17 protein-coding genes are annotated in these 18,803 nt (G+C 64.4%); 14 read left to right on the plus strand and 3 right to left on the minus strand.

Annotated features, from left to right (window positions below):
- Window positions 1-265: 265 nt before the first annotated feature.
- A complete protein-coding gene (locus LK459_RS14905; protein WP_007239217.1) occupies window positions 266-1,198 on the plus strand; it encodes an L-lactate dehydrogenase in 933 nt (310 codons plus the stop codon).
- Window positions 1,199-1,270: 72 nt separating this feature from the next.
- Window positions 1,271-2,107, plus strand: a complete 837-nt coding sequence (locus LK459_RS14910) for a DUF2786 domain-containing protein (protein ID WP_007239218.1) — start codon at window positions 1,271-1,273, stop codon at window positions 2,105-2,107.
- A gap of 11 nt (window positions 2,108-2,118) precedes the next feature.
- Here LK459_RS14910 and LK459_RS14915 read toward each other — a convergent pair whose 3' ends face one another.
- Window positions 2,119-2,565: a hypothetical protein gene (locus LK459_RS14915; RefSeq protein WP_007239219.1), complete on the minus strand. Its 447-nt coding sequence runs from the start codon at window positions 2,563-2,565 to the stop codon at window positions 2,119-2,121.
- A gap of 109 nt (window positions 2,566-2,674) precedes the next feature.
- Between LK459_RS14915 and LK459_RS14920 the strand changes: the two genes are divergently transcribed.
- Window positions 2,675-3,172 carry a TIGR04338 family metallohydrolase gene (locus LK459_RS14920; protein WP_227919235.1) on the plus strand — a complete coding sequence of 166 codons (498 nt, stop codon included), beginning with the start codon at window positions 2,675-2,677 and terminating at the stop codon, window positions 3,170-3,172.
- Between the two features lie 15 nt (window positions 3,173-3,187).
- Here the strand turns inward: LK459_RS14920 and LK459_RS14925 are convergent, their stop codons facing one another.
- Window positions 3,188-5,230: a CocE/NonD family hydrolase gene (locus tag LK459_RS14925; RefSeq protein ID WP_227919237.1), complete on the minus strand. Its 2,043-nt coding sequence runs from the start codon at window positions 5,228-5,230 to the stop codon at window positions 3,188-3,190.
- Between the two features lie 255 nt (window positions 5,231-5,485).
- Window positions 5,486-6,709 (minus strand): glycoside hydrolase family 76 protein, encoded by a 1,224-nt coding sequence (locus LK459_RS14930; protein WP_227919239.1) that lies wholly within the window; start codon window positions 6,707-6,709, stop codon window positions 5,486-5,488.
- 297 nt (window positions 6,710-7,006) lie between these two features.
- Between LK459_RS14930 and rplJ the strand changes: the two genes are divergently transcribed.
- The 11 genes from rplJ (at window position 7,007) to LK459_RS14985 (ending at window position 18,722) form a co-directional block, all read left to right on the plus strand.
- Window positions 7,007-7,531 (plus strand): 50S ribosomal protein L10, encoded by a 525-nt coding sequence (gene rplJ, locus LK459_RS14935; protein WP_007239223.1) that lies wholly within the window; start codon window positions 7,007-7,009, stop codon window positions 7,529-7,531.
- A 96-nt stretch (window positions 7,532-7,627) separates the two neighbouring features.
- Complete coding sequence (gene rplL / locus LK459_RS14940) at window positions 7,628-8,017, plus strand: 50S ribosomal protein L7/L12 (RefSeq protein WP_005169747.1); 390 nt, start codon at window positions 7,628-7,630, stop codon at window positions 8,015-8,017.
- Window positions 8,018-8,394: 377 nt separating this feature from the next.
- Complete coding sequence (locus LK459_RS14945; RefSeq protein WP_227919241.1) at window positions 8,395-9,639, plus strand: ABC transporter ATP-binding protein; 1,245 nt, start codon at window positions 8,395-8,397, stop codon at window positions 9,637-9,639.
- A gap of 2 nt (window positions 9,640-9,641) precedes the next feature.
- The gene (locus LK459_RS14950; protein ID WP_007239672.1) at window positions 9,642-10,448 is read left to right on the plus strand and encodes an MlaE family ABC transporter permease; all 807 of its coding nucleotides are present in this window, start codon (window positions 9,642-9,644) and stop codon (window positions 10,446-10,448) included.
- 2 nt (window positions 10,449-10,450) lie between these two features.
- Complete coding sequence (locus tag LK459_RS14955) at window positions 10,451-11,323, plus strand: MlaE family ABC transporter permease (RefSeq protein WP_007239673.1); 873 nt, start codon at window positions 10,451-10,453, stop codon at window positions 11,321-11,323.
- 3 nt (window positions 11,324-11,326) lie between these two features.
- Window positions 11,327-12,664 carry an MCE family protein gene (locus tag LK459_RS14960; RefSeq protein WP_227919242.1) on the plus strand — a complete coding sequence of 446 codons (1,338 nt, stop codon included), beginning with the start codon at window positions 11,327-11,329 and terminating at the stop codon, window positions 12,662-12,664.
- On the plus strand, window positions 12,661-13,740 hold the full coding sequence (locus LK459_RS14965) for an MCE family protein (protein WP_007239675.1): 1,080 nt from the start codon (window positions 12,661-12,663) through the stop codon (window positions 13,738-13,740). The genes LK459_RS14960 and LK459_RS14965 overlap by 4 nt, the downstream gene beginning before the upstream one ends.
- Window positions 13,741-13,742: 2 nt before the next feature.
- Complete coding sequence (locus LK459_RS14970; protein ID WP_007239676.1) at window positions 13,743-14,798, plus strand: MlaD family protein; 1,056 nt, start codon at window positions 13,743-13,745, stop codon at window positions 14,796-14,798.
- Window positions 14,795-16,111: an MCE family protein gene (locus LK459_RS14975; protein WP_227919243.1), complete on the plus strand. Its 1,317-nt coding sequence runs from the start codon at window positions 14,795-14,797 to the stop codon at window positions 16,109-16,111. Before LK459_RS14970 ends, LK459_RS14975 begins: the two co-directional genes overlap by 4 nt.
- On the plus strand, window positions 16,111-17,448 hold the full coding sequence (locus tag LK459_RS14980) for an MCE family protein (RefSeq protein WP_227919244.1): 1,338 nt from the start codon (window positions 16,111-16,113) through the stop codon (window positions 17,446-17,448). Before LK459_RS14975 ends, LK459_RS14980 begins: the two co-directional genes overlap by 1 nt.
- Window positions 17,445-18,722, plus strand: a complete 1,278-nt coding sequence (locus LK459_RS14985) for an MCE family protein (protein WP_007239679.1) — start codon at window positions 17,445-17,447, stop codon at window positions 18,720-18,722. Before LK459_RS14980 ends, LK459_RS14985 begins: the two co-directional genes overlap by 4 nt.
- Window positions 18,723-18,803 lie beyond the last annotated feature (81 nt).

Here is an 18,803-nt window from a genome sequence, read left to right on the forward strand (position 1 = left end):
GGTGCGACGCGCCGTTGCGATGTGCAAGACCAGCAGAACATAAGCTGCCCGCGACGATTTCGCATGCCGGAAACGGACATTACGACGAATTCACGAGCGAGCATGTTGTTCTCGTTGCGAAATGATGCCGACGAGAGAGCGCGAGTTGATCTGCGATCACGCTGCGGATGCGCCGTCGGCCGACGATAATCACCGAGGAGGGGCGGGATTTTCGGGGCAGCACGAGACACAGGCGGTGAACGTGAGACAAGCCCGACCGAGCAAGATGGCGATCATCGGCGCAGGTGCCGTAGGTACCGCGATCGCATATGCGTCGCTGATCCGCGGGGTCGCGCGCACGATTGCGCTGATGGACATCAACACGTCGAAGGTGACAGCAGAAGTCCTCGACCTCTCGCACGGTCTCGAGTTCGTTCCGCGCGCCGACATCATCGGCGACGACGACGTGTCGGTCTGCGCGGACGCCGACGTCGTCGTCTTCACGGCGGGAGCCAAACAGAAGCCGGGGCAGTCGCGGCTCGAATTGGCCGAAGCCACAATCAATCTGACCAAGAACATTCTGCCCGGCGTGATCGAGGTCGCCCCTAACGCGATCTACATCATGGTCACCAATCCCGTCGACATCGTCACCTACGCGGCGCTGAAGTACAGCGGGCTGCCCAGTAATCAGCTATTCGGTTCGGGCACGGTGCTCGACTCCTCGCGGCTGCGGTTCCTCATCGCCCAACACTGCGGCGTCGCCGTGCAGAACGTCCACGGCTACATCGTCGGCGAGCACGGCGACTCCGAGATCCCACTGTGGAGTTCGGCGTCGATCGGCGGTGTGCCGTTGCTGGAGTGGAAGCCCATCCCCGGCGGACAGGCGATCGACGCCCCGGCTCGCGAACGGATCCAGCACGAGGTGGTGCATGCCGCCTACAAGATCATCGAGGGCAAGGGGGCGACGAACTACGCGATCGGACTCGCGACGACGCGCATCGTCGAAGCGGTGTTGAACGACGAACACCGCGTGATGCCGATCTCGACGGTCACGGGCGGGTACGAGGGACTCGACGACGTGTGTCTGTCGCTGCCGACGTTGATCGATCGCAACGGGGCGGGTAGCCGACTCGAGATCAAGATGTCCGATGCCGAGCACGACGGTCTGATGAAGTCCGCCGAGACACTGCGGGAGATGCAGGACAAGTTCGGGCTGTAGTCGACTGCGGATGCTCGGAGATCGATTCGGCGCCGGATGGAACCAATCCGGTGTCGATCTAGTCTGATCTGTATGCGCGACGACAAGCTCCTCACTCGTATCGCGGCGCTGCTGCGCCAAGCCGAGAACACCGACAACGAACACGAAGCCGAGACGTTCATGCAGGCCGCGCAGCGGTTGGCGACGTCGGCGTCGATCGACCTGGCGGTGGCGCGTGCGCACGATCCCGCTGCACGTCGGGCCACCACGCCCATCACCAGGCAGATCGCGATCGGCGAGACCGGCAAGCGCGGATTGAAGACATACGTGCAGCTCTTCGTCGCCATCGCACGAGCCAACGACGTGACGGTCGACGTCGCCGGCAACTCCACATTCGTGCTGGCGTACGGATACGAAGCCGACATCGACACCTGCGAGGCCTTGTACACGTCGCTGCTGATCCAGATGGTCGCGGCGAGTGACGCGTATCTGCGGTCCGGGGAGTACAGGGGCGAGATGTCGGCGCGGGTGGTGCGCAAGGGGTCGGGCTGGCGAGCGCGCAGGGTCGTCGAACGCAAGCCGGTGGCTCCGATCACCGCGCGGTTGAACTTCCAGTCCGCTTTTGCCGAGCGGATCGGTCTGCGACTGACCGAGGCGCGCGATGCCGCGCGGCAGGAGGCGATGGCGCGCGAGGAGTCGAAGGAGCTCGCTTCGGGTTCGACGTCGACCGCGATCGCCCTGCGCGACAAGGAACTCGAGGTCACCAACTTCTACAAGACCGAGTCGACGGCGCGCGGTACCTGGCGGCCGACGAGCGCTTCGTCTGGTTACTCGGAGGGTGCCCGTCAGGCGGGCGACCGAGCAGGTAGGCGGGCGAAGATCGGCGCCGATCGCGAATTCGGTTCTCCACGTGGGGCGTTGGAGGCGTAGTGCGCCGAGGGTCAGCGGATCATGCCCTGCAGTGCGTCGATATAGCGCTGGTTCTGTGCGGTGTCCGTACCACCCGGAAACGACATCACGATGTCGACGACCTGGTAGTTGCCGGGATGGGCGCCGTTGTAGAGTTCGGCGCGGCCGGTTGTCGGGAACTTCATGAGGATCACCTGGTCGGCTTCGACGGCGACGGTGCATCCGGCCGCGGGACACAGGGTCGCCGTGGCGTCGTGCCGGTTGGTGACGGGCAGGCCGGTTCCGGCGATGCGGTCGAGCAACTGGTCGAGTTCGGCCGGATCGACGGGATTGTCGACATACGACGTCGACGACGCCGGGGTCACGGTCGTCACCTCGCCCGCAGACGAGCTGCATCCGCTGAGACCGCAGACGAGGATCGCCGCTGCTCCGACGAGCCCGACGGTGAGTCGTCCTGTGGTGTGCGAACGCAGCGGCATCGCGTGAACTCCCTGTCCGTCGTTGGTCGAGATCGTGGCAGTTCCGAGCCTAGTCCCGGCCCGCGGGGACATGAGCCGCGTCCCGGTCCGCGGGAGGTGGCGGAGCACCGTGGCGCCGCGTGACACCGGACGCGAACGGTTCTACGAGGCGGAGCGACTGATCAGAGGACTCTTCGACCGCGCCGGAGACCACCGGACGGTGCAACTCGCGGGCACCGAGTTGACGCTCCCGGTCGAAGCGCAGTTCGGCTCGATCGACTCGGTGCGCGAGTACGTCGGGCGAGTGCTGACGATGCCGTCGGTCACCGCGCGGTTCGACGCCGCACGACGGCCCGTGACCGTGCGCAGCCGCCGCGGGAACCGCTCGGCCCACTATGCCGTCGACTCGTCGGGGGGCCGCGAGATTGCGATACCCGACGGCCGCGACGGGCGGTGGGCACTGCGCGAAGCCGTGGTGCTGCACGAGATCGCGCACCATCTCGACGAGTCCGACGGTCCGGCGCACGGTCGGAGATTCACGCAGACACTGACCGAACTCGTCGGCCTGGTGATGGGGCCGGAGGCGGAGTTCGTCTACCGGGTCGTCCTGGCGGACTCGGGGGTGTGACAGACCGAGCGGATGTCAGATCCCGTCGCCGGCGAGGAAAGTGAGGTAGCTCGGATGCTTCGGGTCGAGGACGAGTCGCTGCCTGCGGCCGCGGGCCTTCACGAGGTCGGGGACGACGGTGAGGTACCGCGGGAAACTCGCTGCGTACACGTTGACGCGCAGACGATGTCCCGGTTCGAGGACCGCGTCGGTCGGCACGAGGTCGACGTCGATACGGACCGGCGCATCGGGTGGCACCGGCAGTTTGCGCTTGCGGGAGAGGAAGTGGTGCGCACCGACGAGACTGCCGTCGGACGCGTATGTCGACTGACTCGGGTCAAGCGCACGATTCGACGCTGAGAGCGCTCCGTTGGTCAGCACCTTCGACGTTCCGTCCGGTGCGACGTCGTTGACGGTCACCGCCCAGATCGCCTCGTGTGCAGTTGTTGCCACGTTGAGTCGCAGGTTCATCGAACCGCTGATCGGGGTCGATTCTGTGACGGGGTCGCTGGTGAATGCGAGCGCCCCGCGTTCCTGGAAACGCGCGTCGGCGGTGAAGTGTTTGCCGAGTGCCATGGTGGCGCCGGCGGTCACCTGGGTCATGTCGCGCGAGATGATCCCGCGGACGTCGGCCCGCACGTGTAGCGACGTGTGCTCAGCACAGGGCGTCGATTGCAGCGCGCCGTCGTGTACGCAGTGATCAGCGCTCGACGAGCACTCGTTCGACAGGTACAGCCTGCGTGGCGTCACACCGTTACGGGGAAACGACTGCCCCGCCGTCCATGTGCCGCCCTGCTGACGCAACGTCACCGGGCCGTAGTGTTCGACGCCGTTCGCGTGTCCCTTGAGCCAACGGTCGAACCATGCGCGCTCGAGCACGTCGAGGCGTGGCGGCGCGAACTTGCCGCCGAATCCGGACCCGACGTCGAAGTGGTAGCCGTCGCCGACGATCAACTGCTTGCGGCCGGGTTCGAGATTGAGGCGTTCGTAAATGCCTGTGGCACTTCGACCGAACAGATCGTGCCACGCTCCGACGGTCAGGGTCGGCGCCTCGATCTGGTCGATCCTGGGATCGCGGGCGTCGAAGTACGGGTCGTCGAAGATCCGGTCGTCGCGCGCGGTGAGGAAACCCCAAAGGAGCGAAGGGATTTCGGTGGCAGGAGACGCAACGCGGTCGCGTAGCCAACGGAAATGGTTGCCGCGCACTATATCTCGCAGCATCGTCGAGGGATTCGGAACCCACTTCAGGATGTTGACCACCGAGAGCCACGCCGGGATGAACGCCGATGGCATACCGCCGGTGATGTAGATGTCGCGGACGATGTCGTCACAGCCCTCGACGGCGAAGACCGCGCCCAGAGCGGCGGGCCGTTTGTCGGCTGCCTGTAGCGAATTGATGGCCGAGTACGACCACCCGGCCAATCCGACACGGCCGTTGCACCAGGACTGCTCGCAGACCCAGTCGATGATCTCGACGGAGTCCTGCTGCTCACGTGGACCGAGGATCTCCCACTTGCCGTGGCTGGCGCCGGTACCGCGGACGTCGACGATGACCTGCGCGTAGCCGCTGCGCACAAGGTTCCGATTGATGCCGAAGACGTCGATGACGCCTCCGGCAAGGGTCTGCGTCAGGGTGGTGAGGCCTTCGAGCGCTGTTCCCGACGCATCGACCGACCGTGCCGCGGCCCGGACGGCGCCACCGAGGATGGGTGCGTGCATCGTGGCGTCGATGAAGTCGATGGCGGCGCGGTTGTAGGGATTGATGTTGATGATCGCGGGATACGGCGTGGTGACGACGTCGCCGAAGCGGGTCGCGGGACGCACCACCGTCGCGCGGAGCTCGATGCCGTCGCTCATCGTCAGCGTGACGTCGCGGTCGATCGATACGCGCGGGTAGACCTGCGGGCCGTCGACCTGCTCGCGCCAACGCATCGCGCTCGCACCGCCGGTGGGGTCGCCGAGGGGGAGGGTTCCGAACACGGGCGCATCGGACGTGGATCGACGCTGCGGAACCGGGTCGAGCGGAAACGGCTCAACCCGACTGCGGTCGGATTCTGTCGGTCCCAACTGAAACGCCATGGTGCATCAGCCTGCCTTTGAGGTCACTGCACCTGCGTCAGCCGGTTTCGACCGGTGGGCGTGCTGTCGCCGATGCCGTCACTTCATCGTGTCGGTTGGAGAAGCTGGACCGCGTTGTGGCGCATGGCCTCAACCCCACCCGGTTGTGGTCCATCTCACTCCGGACACCGACACTAGTCCATCTGTGGTCTCGGAACGCTAACTAGGGGGCGTCAATTTGGCCCTCGTAGTCAAATACGCAGGTCAGGGCATATATTAATCCTGAACATTCTGTTCGGATAGGCCGAGATCCACAGCGGCGGCGGCTTCGAGGACCATCCATCCCGAGAGCTGAACCGAGAGATCGCGCTCGGGAACCGCCGACGAGTTGACCGCTCCCGCCACGAATGCGGCGTCCCCGCCGCCGCGGGTGGGCCTGGCTGCCTGCTGGTGCCAGTCGGCGCTGAACACCACGGCGTCATCGACCTCGGTGCGCGTCTGCCAGGCGGCGTCGGCGCTGGTGAGGACGAGCGTCGCGCTCCGACGACGAAGTTCATCGGCGCCGGGTAGGTCGGCGGGCAGATCGGTCGCGACGAGCGCCAGATAGCGGGCGAGAACGCCCATGAACAGTCCGCCGTCGCCACCGCCCGCACCACGGATCACGCCGTCGGGGCACTCGTGGCTTTCGACCGCTGTGAGCAGGCGGTCGATCCGGGCGAGGTGTACGGGATCGCGGGTGAGCCGCGCGGCCTCGACCTCCGAGCCCAGCACGACTCCCTGGCAATACGTGTAGATCGCGGTGACGCGCTCGAACCCGCCGTCCCGCGGCTTGATGCCGTCGATGACGAGGTGGGAGTCGGGGTCGACGAGTGTCGCGTCCATCCAGTCGCACATCTCCAATGCGCGCCGCGCATGGCTGCCGGGCTGGGGCCCTGCCCGCCCGGTCCGTGCCAGCAGGATGGTCGCGGGTCCGTTGGCGGGGGCGTTGAAGAAGGTGTCGATGGTGCGCCACGGGATACCGCCGCCGCGCTCGGGCTCCCAGGCGTCGTACATGCGCTTGCTCAACACGCGCAGTGCCTTCGGGTGATGGAGGTCGAGGTGACGATCGGCGCGCTCGATCGCCAGCCCCAGCCACGCCATGTCGTCGTAGTAATTGTTGGTCCACCGTCCGAGGTTGCGCAGCCGGATGCCGCGCAGGAGGCGGTTGGCCAGGTCGGCCAGCTCAGGGTCGTAGGGTGCGTCGTCGAGGGGGCGGTGGATGGCGGCGTCGACGATGAGGTCGAGTAGATGGGCGTGCCACCAGTAGTGCCAGAATCCGAAACGGCTACGCAGCACGTCCAGCGGGAGGCGGCTCAACGGCCATGCGACCGTCGCCAGGCGTGTGCCGGGCACCCACCACGCATGCCGAAGATGCCTGCCGAGGATCGAGTCGGCCGCGATCGCCGCGCGCGCGTTGGGATCCGAGACGGCGCTGGCAGGCGATTTGGATGCATTCCCCATGGTCGGGTAGCCTATTACTTCGGTGTGACGCGCAGGTGTGCGTCGTATCGGTTCAACCAGAGACCGTCGGTCATCGGAAGCGATTCCGGTCGAAGGTCGGCTGCAGCGTCGTAGGCGCGAGGTCGGCGGCCCACGCAGGGAGAACGAGGAATAGTGGTGAGTGCATCGTCGAATGCGCCTGCCGAGAAACTACGCCCCGTGCCATCTGCGTGCCGGGGCGTTCATTTGTTTCGCCCCTCCTTGCGGGTATCTGGTCCGAACTCTGACCAACTCGAGTGATGAGGAAGGAGGCGAAGTATGGCCAAGTCCGAAAAGGTCGCCGCAGTCGCGGAGATCGCCGAGCAGTTCAAGGGCTCAACAGCGACGGTCGTCACGGAATACCGTGGATTGTCCGTCACTCAGATCACTGATCTGCGACGTTCCCTCGGTGAGGGCGCAACCTACTCCGTCGCCAAGAACACCCTTGTGAAGCGTGCCGCTGCTGAGGCGGGCGTCGAGGGACTCGACGAGCTGTTCACCGGCCCGACCGCGATCGCCTTCATCGAAGGCGAGCCGGTGATGGCCGCGAAGGCGATCAAGAACTTCGCCAAGGACAACAAGGCTCTGGTCATCAAGGGCGGGTACATGGACGGCAAGCCGCTGTCCGTGTCCGAGATCGAAACGATCGCCGACCTTGAGACCCGTGAGGTCTTGCTGGCCAAGCTCGCCGGTGCCATGAAGGGCAACTTGGCAAAGGCCGCCGGACTGTTCAATCAGCCGGCGTCGCAGGTGGCACGACTCGCTGCCGCCCTGCAGGAGAAGAAGGAATCCGCAGGCGAGTAAGTACTCCGGTACTCATCCGCCAGCACACAAGCATTCCCCCGCGCGGGGAAGAGACAACAGATGCCCCGCGTGGGGACTTACAGGAAGGACGCCACCATGGCGAAGCTCACCGCTGACGAGCTCATCGATCAGTTCAAGGAACTGACCCTGCTGGAGCTCAGCGATTTCGTGAAGAAGTTCGAAGAGGTCTTCGAGGTCACCGCGGCCGCTCCGGTCGCCGTTGCCGCCGCAGGCGCTCCGGCTGCTGCCGGCGCCGAGGCTGCTGCCGAGCAGGACGAGTTCGACGTCATCCTCGAGGGTGCCGGCGACAAGAAGATCCAGGTCATCAAGGTTGTGCGTGAGGTCGTTTCCGGCCTCGGCCTGAAGGAGGCGAAGGACCTCGTCGAGGGTGCTCCCAAGCCGATCCTGGAGAAGGTCGACAAGGAAGCTGCCGACGCCGCCAAGGCCAAGCTCGAAGAGGCCGGCGCCAAGGTATCCGTCAAGTAAGCGGAGGCAACCGGAGCTTGCGGAGGTTGGCGGAGCGCGCTTGCGTGTCGACTTCCGTCAAGTAAGACGGTTCGAGACTTCATCTCGGACGAGCCCGGGACAGCGTGCTGTCCCGGGCTCGTTGCTGTCTGCAGACAGAACACAGTGGGCCGACGATGTGATCGTGAACCCACTTTTGTTCTGTCGGTGGCATGGGATACTCTCTTGGGCAGCCAGGTTACCGGTGGGTAATTGACCGGACCTGAGAACCGCCGAGAGGCGGTGTGGATACGGGGGAGTCGTCCGCTAGAGTGACCCCAACCACAGTTGAGTCCGACTGCGTCTGCGCTTGGTGATCGGCTGCCGCGCTACTGGACCCGAGTTTCTTGGAGGATGTAGTGGGTGTTGAGGTCAGCGTCGAGGGGCTCACCAAGTCTTTTGGTTCTCAGAATATTTGGCGTGATGTGACGTTGACTTTGCCGTCGGGTGAGGTGTCTGCGCTGCTGGGTCCGTCGGGTACCGGTAAGTCGGTGTTTTTGAAGACGTTGATCGGTTTGCTGCATCCCGAGCAGGGGTCGGTGATCATCGATGGCACTGATATCACGCAGTGTTCGGCCAAAGAGCTCTATGAGATCCGCAAACTGTTCGGTGTGTTGTTCCAGGACGGCGCGCTGTTCGGGTCGATGTCGTTGTATGACAACATCGCATTCCCGCTTCGTGAGCACACGAAGAAGAAGGAAGACGAAGTCCGGCGGATCGTGATGGAGAAGATCGATCTGGTGGGTTTGGCCGGTGCGGAGGACAAGCTGCCCGGTGAGATCTCCGGTGGTATGCGCAAGCGTGCCGGGTTGGCGCGGGCGTTGGTACTCGATCCGCAGATCATTTTGTGTGATGAGCCGGACTCGGGTCTGGATCCGGTGCGTACTGCTTATATCTCGCAGTTGTTGATCGATATCAATGCGCAGATCGACGCGACGATTCTGATCGTGACGCACAACATCAACATTGCTCGCACGATTCCGGACAACATCGGCATGTTGTTCCGGAAGGAGTTGGTGATGTTCGGTCCGCGTGAGCAGTTGCTGACCTCGGAGCAGCCGGTGGTCAAGCAGTTCCTCTCGGGTGATCGGTTCGGTCCGATCGGTATGTCGGAGGAGAAGGACGAGGCGGTGCAGAAGCAGGAAGAGGCGATGCAGGCCGCCGGTATCGGTGGTGGTGGTACGAAGGATGATTTCTCGGAGATCATTCCGCAGGTGCAGCCCAATCCGGGGATGCCCGAGCGTAAAGCGGTCGCCCGCCATCGTGAGCGGGTGTTGGAGTTGCTGCCGACACTGCCCGAGAACGCTCAACGCGCGATCCGTGAATCGATGGATCAGGAAGACCAGATCCGCGCCGAGTCCCGCGCCCACGCCGCCAACACCCAGGGCGTCGAATGGACCGACACCGAGGGCGAAGCACAGGCAGGCACCGAGAGCGTCATGGTCGACACCTCGACCGACGTGATCGACCACGGCGGCTACGGCAACGACTACGCCGGAGACGACGCACAGACACAGCAGTGGGCCGTACCGGAAGAAGCCAGAACACAGCAGATCGAGTCGGAACAGCCCGAGGGTGGGCGTCACTACGGCGGGGGCTCCTAGGAATGCCGAATGCCACCACGCGTGGCGTCGACAGGATCGCGCGGGCCGGTGAAGGTGCACTCGCCCAGACAGGCAATATCGTCCAGCTGTTCGTCGATGTCGCACGCCAAACTTTTGTGCGTCCTTTCCAGTGGCGCGAGTTCATCCAGCAGGCCTGGTTCATCGCGAGTGTGACTATCCTTCCGACGGCGCTCATCGCGATCCCGTTCGGCGCGATCGTCTCGCTGCAGACGGGCTCACTGATCAAGCAGCTCGGAGCGGAGTCGTACACCGGTGCCGCATCTGTGCTCGTCGTCATCCAGCAGGGATCTCCGCTGGTCACCTCCTTGTTGATAGCCGGCGCGGCCGGTTCCGCCGTGGCCGCCGATCTCGGTTCGCGGACGATCCGCGAGGAGATCGACGCGATGGAAGTGTTGGGTATCAACCCGATTCAGCGTCTCGTCGTTCCCCGTGTGCTGGCGATGGTCCTGGTCGCCGTACTACTCAACGGCCTTGTCGCCGTGGTCGGCATCGGCGGTGGCTACTTCTTCAACGTGATCGTGCAGGGCGGAACCCCCGGCGCCTACCTGGCGTCGTTCGGTGCGCTCGCTCAGCTACCGGACCTGTGGGTCTCTCTGCTCAAAGCTGCCGTCTTCGGTGTGCTGGCCGGGGTGGTCGCCGCGTACAAGGGGCTCACTCCGAAGGGCGGACCGAAAGGCGTCGGTGACGCGGTCAACCAGAGCGTCGTCATCACGTTCCTGCTGCTGTTCCTGGCGAACCTGATCATCACTGCGGTGTACCTGCAGATCGTCCCGCCGAAGGGGAGCTGACCATGGCCGGTGGAGTCACTATCGCCAAGAGCCGCCCCGAGTACTACATGTACGAGGCGCGCAAACAGCTCGGGAAACCGCTCAAGGTCCTCGACGGTGCCGGCGAGCAGATGTCGTTCTACGGACGCACGCTCGCCTGGATCCCCCGGACGCTGATCCACTACACGCGTGAGGTTCTCCGAATCCTCGCAGAGGTGGCCTTCGGTTCCGGCGGACTCGCCGTCATCGGCGGCACCGTCGGCGTGATGGTCTTGATGTCCGGGTTCACCGGCGTCGTCGTCGGGCTGCAGGGTTACGCCGCGCTCGACCAGATCGGTTCGCAGGTTCTCACGGGATTCCTGTCCGCGTACGTCAATACCCGCGAGGTGGCGCCGCTCGTCGCAGGACTTGCGTTGTCGGCGACGGTCGGGTGCGGTTTCACCGCCCAGCTCGGTGCCATGCGCATCTCCGAGGAGATCGACGCACTAGAGTCGATGGCCGTTCCCTCGATTCCGTTCCTGGTGTCGACCCGGGTCATCGCGGGCTTCATCGCGGTCATCCCGCTCTACGTGCTCGGGCTGCTCTCCGCGTACTTCGCCTCACGCGTGGTGACGACCGTCTTCAACGGGCAATCGGGCGGTTCCTACGATCACTACTTCAACCTGTTCCTACCGCCGGAAGACGTGCTGTGGTCATTCGGTAAGGTGCTGGTCTTCGCGTTCGTGATCATCCTGGTGCACTGCTACTACGGCTACTATGCCAGCGGTGGGCCCGCGGGCGTCGGTGTGGCCGTCGGTCACGCGGTGCGAGCGGCGTTGGTGCTCATCGCCGTGCTCGACTTCTTTCTCGGCCTTGCCATCTGGGGCACGACGACGACGGTGAGAGTGGGGGGCTAGGCGATGACCGTGATTCGTCGCCGGTTACTCGGACTGGTGTTCTTCGTGGTGGTCGCGCTGTTCTTCGCGCTCACGATCATGAAATTCAACAAGGACTTCACGACCTTCACCGACGTGACGCTCAAGACCGATTCGGTCGGCAACGCGTTGCCGACCAACGCCGATGTGAAGGCTCGCGGCGTATTGGTCGGCGAGGTCCGCGACGTCGAGCCCGCGGGTAACGGCACGGTCAACGTGACCCTCGGACTCAAGCCGGAGATGGCGGCGCAACTGCCCGCCGACACCACAGCGCGCATCCTGCCCAAGACACTGTTCGGCGAGCGTTATGTCGCGTTGCAGGTTCCCGAGCAGACCGCAGGGCCGACTCTCGCCAATGGCATGACGATCCAGACCGACACCAGTGGCAACGCGAAAGAGGTCCAGGACCTGCTCGACCGTCTGCTGCCGGTGCTCGACGCGATCCCGCCACAGGATCTGAACGTGACACTGACCGCACTGTCGCAGGCCCTGTCGGGGCGCGGCGAACAGATCGGCACCACCCTCGAAGAGCTCAACACGATCTTCGGCCGGTTGTCGACGACGAAGAACCTGAACTCGCTGGAGGGCACTCTGCGCGGACTCGCCTCGTTCTCGAAGACCTACTCGACGGCGCTTCCCGATGTCATCGATGCGCTCGACACCTTCCGGACGACCAACAAGACGATCGTCGACCGCCAGGGCGATCTGCGGACGCTGATCGCCACGCTCGGCACGGCGTCGACCGACACGACCAACTGGTTGCAGCGCAACGGCAACAACCTCGTCGACCTCGTCACCAACTCCGAGCCCTTCCTGACGGGTCTGGCCAAGCAGTCACCGACGTTCGTCTGCGCCTTCCACAACTTCGCGACACTGATCCCGGAATCGGAGAAGATCGTCGGCAAGGGGACGAAGAATCCCGGTGTGCGTGTGAATCTGCAGTTCGTCAACCCGCGCGGTAGGTATCTGCCCAACCAGGACGAGCCGCGCTTCTTCGACAAGGACGCGCCTGCGGTCTGCTACGACCCGCCGACCAACGGCCGCCCCTTCCCGCAGTATCCGGGCGGCGGCCTGGCCGACGGCTCGTATCAGCCCCCGTCACGCAATCCCGGCCCGACCACGGTGAACAAGCTGCCACAACCGCAGTTCACCAAGACACCGGTCGGCACCATCCGGGAGAACTCGTTCGACGATCCGACCTACCGGGCGCAGCTGAAGGTGATCTACGGCGCGGCCAGCGGGACAGAGCCCGACGACGTGCCCACCTGGACCACCATGATCGGTGCTGCGCCGCTGCAGGGAGCGCAGGTGCACATCAAATGAAGTCCATCGCGGGGCCGTTGGCCAAACTGATCACATTCGCGGTGATCACAGTGGTCGCGACTGCGTTGCTCGCGCTGACCATCGCCAACATCGGCGGGGGAGCCGACAACGACTACAAGGCCGTTTTCTCCGACGCATCGATGCTCAACAAGGGCGACGACGTGCGTATCGCCGGCGTTCGCGTCGGTCAGGTCAGCGACGTGGCGGTCTACGACAAGAACCGTGCCGAGGTCTCGTTCAACGTCGACCGTCAGCTGCCCGAGGGCGCGCAGATCTACATCAAGTACCGCAATCTGACCGGGCTGCGATACCTCGCCGTGGAGAAAGGTGCGGGCGACGCGTCGCAGACCGTGAGTCCGGGACACACCTTCGGTGCGAACCCCGACGAGAAGAACACCCATCCCGCGGTCAACCTGACCCAGTTGTTCAACGGCTTCAAACCGCTGTTCCGGCAGCTGCAGCCCGAGGACGTCAACAAGCTCTCCGACGAGATCATCAAGGTCTTCCAGGGCGAGTCGAGCAGCGTGTCGAGCCTGATCAGCGACACGTCGGACCTGACCAATTCCATCGCAGACAAGGACGCCGTGATCGGTGATCTGATCACGAACCTGACCAAGGTGCTCGACACCGTCAACCGCAACGACGACCAGTTCACCTCGCTGCTCGACAACACCGAGCAGCTCGTGACGGGTCTTGCCGCACAGCGTGGTTCGGTCGGATCGGCGATCACCTCGGTGTCCAACCTGACGGCGGTCACCGCGTCGATCCTCACCTCGACGCGGCCATCCATCCAGGGTGACATCGCGGGTCTCAAGCAGGTGGCGGACCAGGTCAACAAGCGCCGTGACGACGTCGCGCAGATCATCACGAACCTGCCGGTCAAGCTGCAGAAGATCGGACGGGCGGCGACCTTCGGCTCCTGGTTCCAGTTCTATCTGTGCGGCATCGACGTCGTCGCAGGAAACGGTAAGTCGACGCTGCTGACCCAGCCGGTCGTCCCGCTTCCCGACATCAACCATGTCCTTTACACCAGCGCGGCGAGCCGTTGCTGGAAAGACAACAAGCCAGGGGGGTGAGCATGGCAGACGGAACAGCCCAGAAAAAGCCGGGGCACAAGCGATTCGGTGGGCATCGCAGCCCGGTCAGCATCGGTGCGATCGGCATCCTCGTCCTGCTCATGATGGCAGTGTCGGCGTTCTACCTGACCTCGTTGCCGCTCGTCGGTGCCGGCGCCCAGTACACCGCCAAGTTCACCGAGGCCGCAGGACTGCGCAAGGGTGCCGAGGTGCGTGTCGCCGGAGTCAAGGTCGGCGAGGTCAGTGATGTCTCGCTCGACGGGAACCGCGTCGACGTGAAATTCCGCGTCACCAACACCTGGATCGGCGATCAGACACAGGCGTCGATCCAGATCAAGACGGTGTTGGGCCAGAAGTACCTCTCGCTCAATCCGCGCGGCAGCAAGATCGCCGACCCCGGTGTCGCGTTGACCGACACGGTGTCTCCGTACGACGTGATCGAGGCGTTCTCCGACGCCGCCGACTCCGTGGAGACACTGAACACCGACCAGCTCGCGACGTCGATGAAGGCCATCTCGGACACCTTCTCCGGGACGTCCGGCGACGTCGGGCCTGCACTCGACGGCATCACGCGTCTGTCGCAGACGATCGCCAGTCGCGACCAGGAGGTACAGAAACTCCTCGAGGCGACGAAGAGCACGTCGAAGATCCTCGCCGACAGGAACCAGGAGTTCGTGAAGCTGATCGCCGGTGCGGGCCAGTTGCTCGACGAACTCAACAACCGTCAGAAGAACATCGCGGCGTTGCTGAAAACGACGACGGCCCTGAGCGATTCGCTCAGCGGGATCGTCAGGGACAACCAGGCACAGATCGGCCCGGCGCTCGATTCGCTGAAGGGCGTCAACGACCTGCTCAAGGAGCAGAACAAGAACCTCCAGGACACGATCACCTACATGGCGCCGTTCTACCGGCTCTACGCGAACGTGTTGGGTAACGGCCGCTGGTTCGAGTCCGTGGTGACCAACCTATTGCCGCCCGCGCTGCCGCAGCAGAACACGACCCGCCTGCCCAACAAGCAGGCGAACCAGAACAACGGTGGAACGGAGGCAACCGGATGACCGCCCCGGATCTGTCGAAGAGCTCCGGCCCCGGCCGCTGGTTCACCCCTCGCCACATCGTCGTCATCGTGCTCGGACTGATCCTGGCGCTGATCGTCGCAGGCGCCCTGTGGTGGGTCTTCACCTCGATGGGGACCACCAAGATCACCGCGACGTTCGCGCGGACCGTCGGCATCTACAAGGGGTCGGACGTCCGGGTCCTCGGTGTGCCCGTCGGCAAGGTCGACTCGGTGACCCCCGACGGCCAGACCGTGAAGGTGACCATGACCGTCGACCGCGGCGTCGACCTGCCTGCCGACGTCCGTGCGGTGCAGGTCATCCCCTCCGTGGTCGCCGACCGTTACGTACAGCTGACCCCGGCCTTCTCGGGAGGACCCAAGGCGTCGCGCAACATCACGCTGACCGAGAAGCAGACGATGGTCCCGGTCGAGGTCGACCAGATCTACGCCAGCCTCGAGAAGCTGTCGAAGGCGTTGGGGCCCAACGGCGCCAACAAGGACGGAGCCGTCAGCGACCTCGTCGCGGTCGGTGCGCAGAACCTCGACGGCAACGGTGAGAAGCTCGGGTCGGCGATCGAGAACCTGTCGAAGGCGACGACCACCCTCTCGGATTCGCGGGGCAACATCGTCGACACCATCAAGAACCTCGACGTCTTCGTCGGCGCACTGAAGGAGAACGACTCCCAGGTGCGGCAGTTCAACAATCAGATGGCGTCGTTCACCACGTTCCTCGCGGGTGAGCGTCAGCAGTTGTCGGCTGCGCTGAACAAACTGTCGATCGCGCTCGGTGATGTCGCCACGTTCATCGCCGACAACCGTGAGCAGATCGGCGAAACGGTCAACGACCTGAAGCCGACGACACAGGCGCTGGTCAACACGCAGCAGAGTCTCAAGGAGACGCTGACGGTGCTTCCGTTGACTATCAACAACCTGATCAACGCGTACGACGCCGAGTCGGGAACGATCGCGATGCGACTGACGATCCCTGACCTGCAGGACCCGACTCAGACGACGTGTCGCCTGTTCGACCTCGGGGCACTGCTGCCCGGAAACCCTGCGGCAGACCAGATCAGCGACAGTCTCAAGCCCTTCATCAACCAGTGCGCGGCGATCGGCAAGCAGATCACCAACAATGTGCTCACCCCGATCCTGCCCGTGTTGCCGTTCGGCATCATGAGCAACAACAAGCTGCAGAAGTATCCGGTGCCCGGCACGGTTCCCGGGACGCCTGATCCGCAGGCCAACCCCGGTCCTGCGACCCCCGCACCGTCGTCGGCGAAGCCGTCGACCGCACCACGGTCGGGAGGTAACTGATGACCGGGCGTCTCGGTGGTTTCGTGCCGCGCGCATGGCGTGGCGTCATCGCCGCAGTGGTCGTGTTGACCGCGGTGCTGACCGTCGCAGGCTGTGGTTCCAACGGTGTCCAGTCGATTCCGCTGCCCGGCGGCGTCGACGTCGGCGACAACCCGCGTACCTACAAGATCCAGTTCTCCAACATTCTCGACCTCGTGCCGCAGTCCGTCGTCAAGCGCGACGGCATCCCGGTGGGTCGTGTGACCAGTGTCGAGATCCCGAAGAACGAGTGGTTCGCGCTGGTCACGGTGAAGGTGAAGAACGACATCAACCTGTCGGACCAGGCCGGAGCCGCGGTCCAGCAGACCTCACTGCTCGGCGAGAAGTTCGTCGCACTGACCGAACCGTCGAACAGTGCATCATTGCCGCGTCAGAGTCAGTCGATGCCGATCCCGCTCGACCGCACCAGGACCGCCACCGACATCGAGCAGGTGCTCGGTGCCTTGTCGATGCTGCTCAACGGAGGTGGGATCAACCAGCTCGAGCCCATCGTCACCGAGCTGAACAAGGCGCTCGACGGACGCGCAGACAAGGTCCACGACCTCATCGAGAACACCAGTTCGCTCGTGGCGGGCCTCAACCGCCAGCGTGACTCCATCCTCGGCGCGATCGACGGTCTCGACCGTCTGTCCGACCGTGCGGCGGCACAGACGACGCAGATCGACCGCATCCTCAAGGAACTGCCCGCAGGCGTTGCAGTCCTGGAGGAGCAGCGTCCGCAGTTCGTCGACCTGTTGACCAAGCTCGACAAGCTCGGTCAGGTGGGCACCGACGTTCTGGGCCGTTCGCATGATGCGCTGATCACCGACCTGAAAGCGTTGCGCCCGGTGCTCACCGAGCTCGCTAAGGCGGCGCCGGATCTGATCACCGCAGCGCCGTTGATGCTGACGCACCCGTTCCCGGACTCGTTGTTGCCTGCGGTCCAGGGCGATTCGACGAACCTGTTCATGACGCTCGACCTGCGGCTGCTCAACCAGCTCGAGGCGCTGGGCGTCGGTCAGGGGACGCCGAAGTACTCGCCCCCGCAGCGCCACGACGTTCCCGTGAATCCGAAGAACCCGTACATCAACGGCAACGGCCCGCGGTACGGGTGGCCGACGATCACGTTGCTGCCGCCGGCCGCCAATGCGACACCGGGTCCCAACACCCCGCCGTCCGGCGGTCGGTACCCGGCATCCGCGACGGTTCCGCGGGGGAGTGGGGCATCGGCCGCCAAACCCGCGAACTTCCCTGAACCCGCGTCGAGTGATCAGCGGTTCATCGACGGTCCGCTGAAACTCCTGGGGGTCGGACAATGATCAGCAGGCTGGCGAAGATCCAGCTCATCGTGTTCGTGATCGTTGGTTTGGTGGCGATCGCCTTCGTCGGTGCCAAGTACGCGAGGCTGGACAAGACGGTGGGCATCGGCACCTACACGGTGACCGCGGCGCTGAAGGATTCCGGAGGCATCTTCACCAACGCCGAGGTGACCTACATGGGCATCCCGGTGGGTCGCGTCGGCAAGCTCGAGCTGACGAAGGACGGCGTCAACGTTGCCCTCGTCATCGACTCGAATTCGCCGAAGATTCCTGCGGATTCGGTCGCTGTGATCGCGAACCGGTCGGCGATCGGTGAGCAGTACGTCGACCTCCAGCCGCAGTCGACGGGGTCGCCGTATCTCGCCGACAACTCGACGATCACGCGCTCGTCGGTACCGCCCCCGCTCGAGGACGTCGTGTCGTCGGCGATCGACTTCACCGAGTCGATCCCGATCGACGATCTACACACGGTGATCACCGAGCTCGGCAAGGCGTTCAACGGGCAGTCGGAGAACCTGACGCGGCTCGTCGACTCCCTCGGCAAATTGTCGCGCGCCGGGGTCGACAACCTCGACCAGACTATTTCGCTGATCAACAACGCCGACGTCGTGCTCGCGACACAGGCCGAACAGTCCGATCAGATTCTTGCGTGGTCGCGCAGCCTCGATCTCATCACCGCGACTCTCGCGGCCTCCGACCCTGATCTGCGGCGTCTGCTCACGACGGGTACGACGTCTGCGACCCAGATCTCGAACCTGATCCAGAAGAACGGTGGCGACATCGGCAAGGTCGTCGGACAACTCTCCGAGGTGGCACGAACGATCGAACCGGCCGGTTACATGACGAACGGAACGTTCGCGATGCTCTCGGCGCTGTCGGCCGGTAGCCACTCACCTGCGCCCGGTGACGGACAGATCCATTTCGGCATCGTGCTGGAGACCAACAACCCCGCGGCCTGTACGCGCGGTTACGGTTCGACCGACGCCATGATCGACCAGATCAAGAAGAAGGACCCAACATTCGACATCCGCTACGACGAGTTCCCGTTCAACACGCAGGCATCATGCGACGTCCCGTTCGGCAATCCGACCGGTGTGCGCAGTGCCAAGCGCGTCGAGTACGCGAACCCGGACACGCCCCAGCCCTGGGATTCGACCCCGAAGAAGGATCCGGACAAGCTCAACCTGACCCCGCTGGCAACCCAGTTGGCGACCCTGATGGGTGTGCGTCCGGTCAAGCCGGGTGGGTTCGGCACCGACGGGGTCGGTGGCTGACCGGCGAGCGTGCCGTGTCGGCGTCGAGGGGCGTCGACGGAATTGGCTCTCTCTCAGGTGTGCTCGCTACAGTGACGCCCG

Origin of the sequence: Gordonia otitidis (genome assembly GCF_020735545.1) — a bacterium.
Taxonomy (GTDB): Bacteria; Actinomycetota; Actinomycetes; order Mycobacteriales; family Mycobacteriaceae; genus Gordonia; species Gordonia otitidis.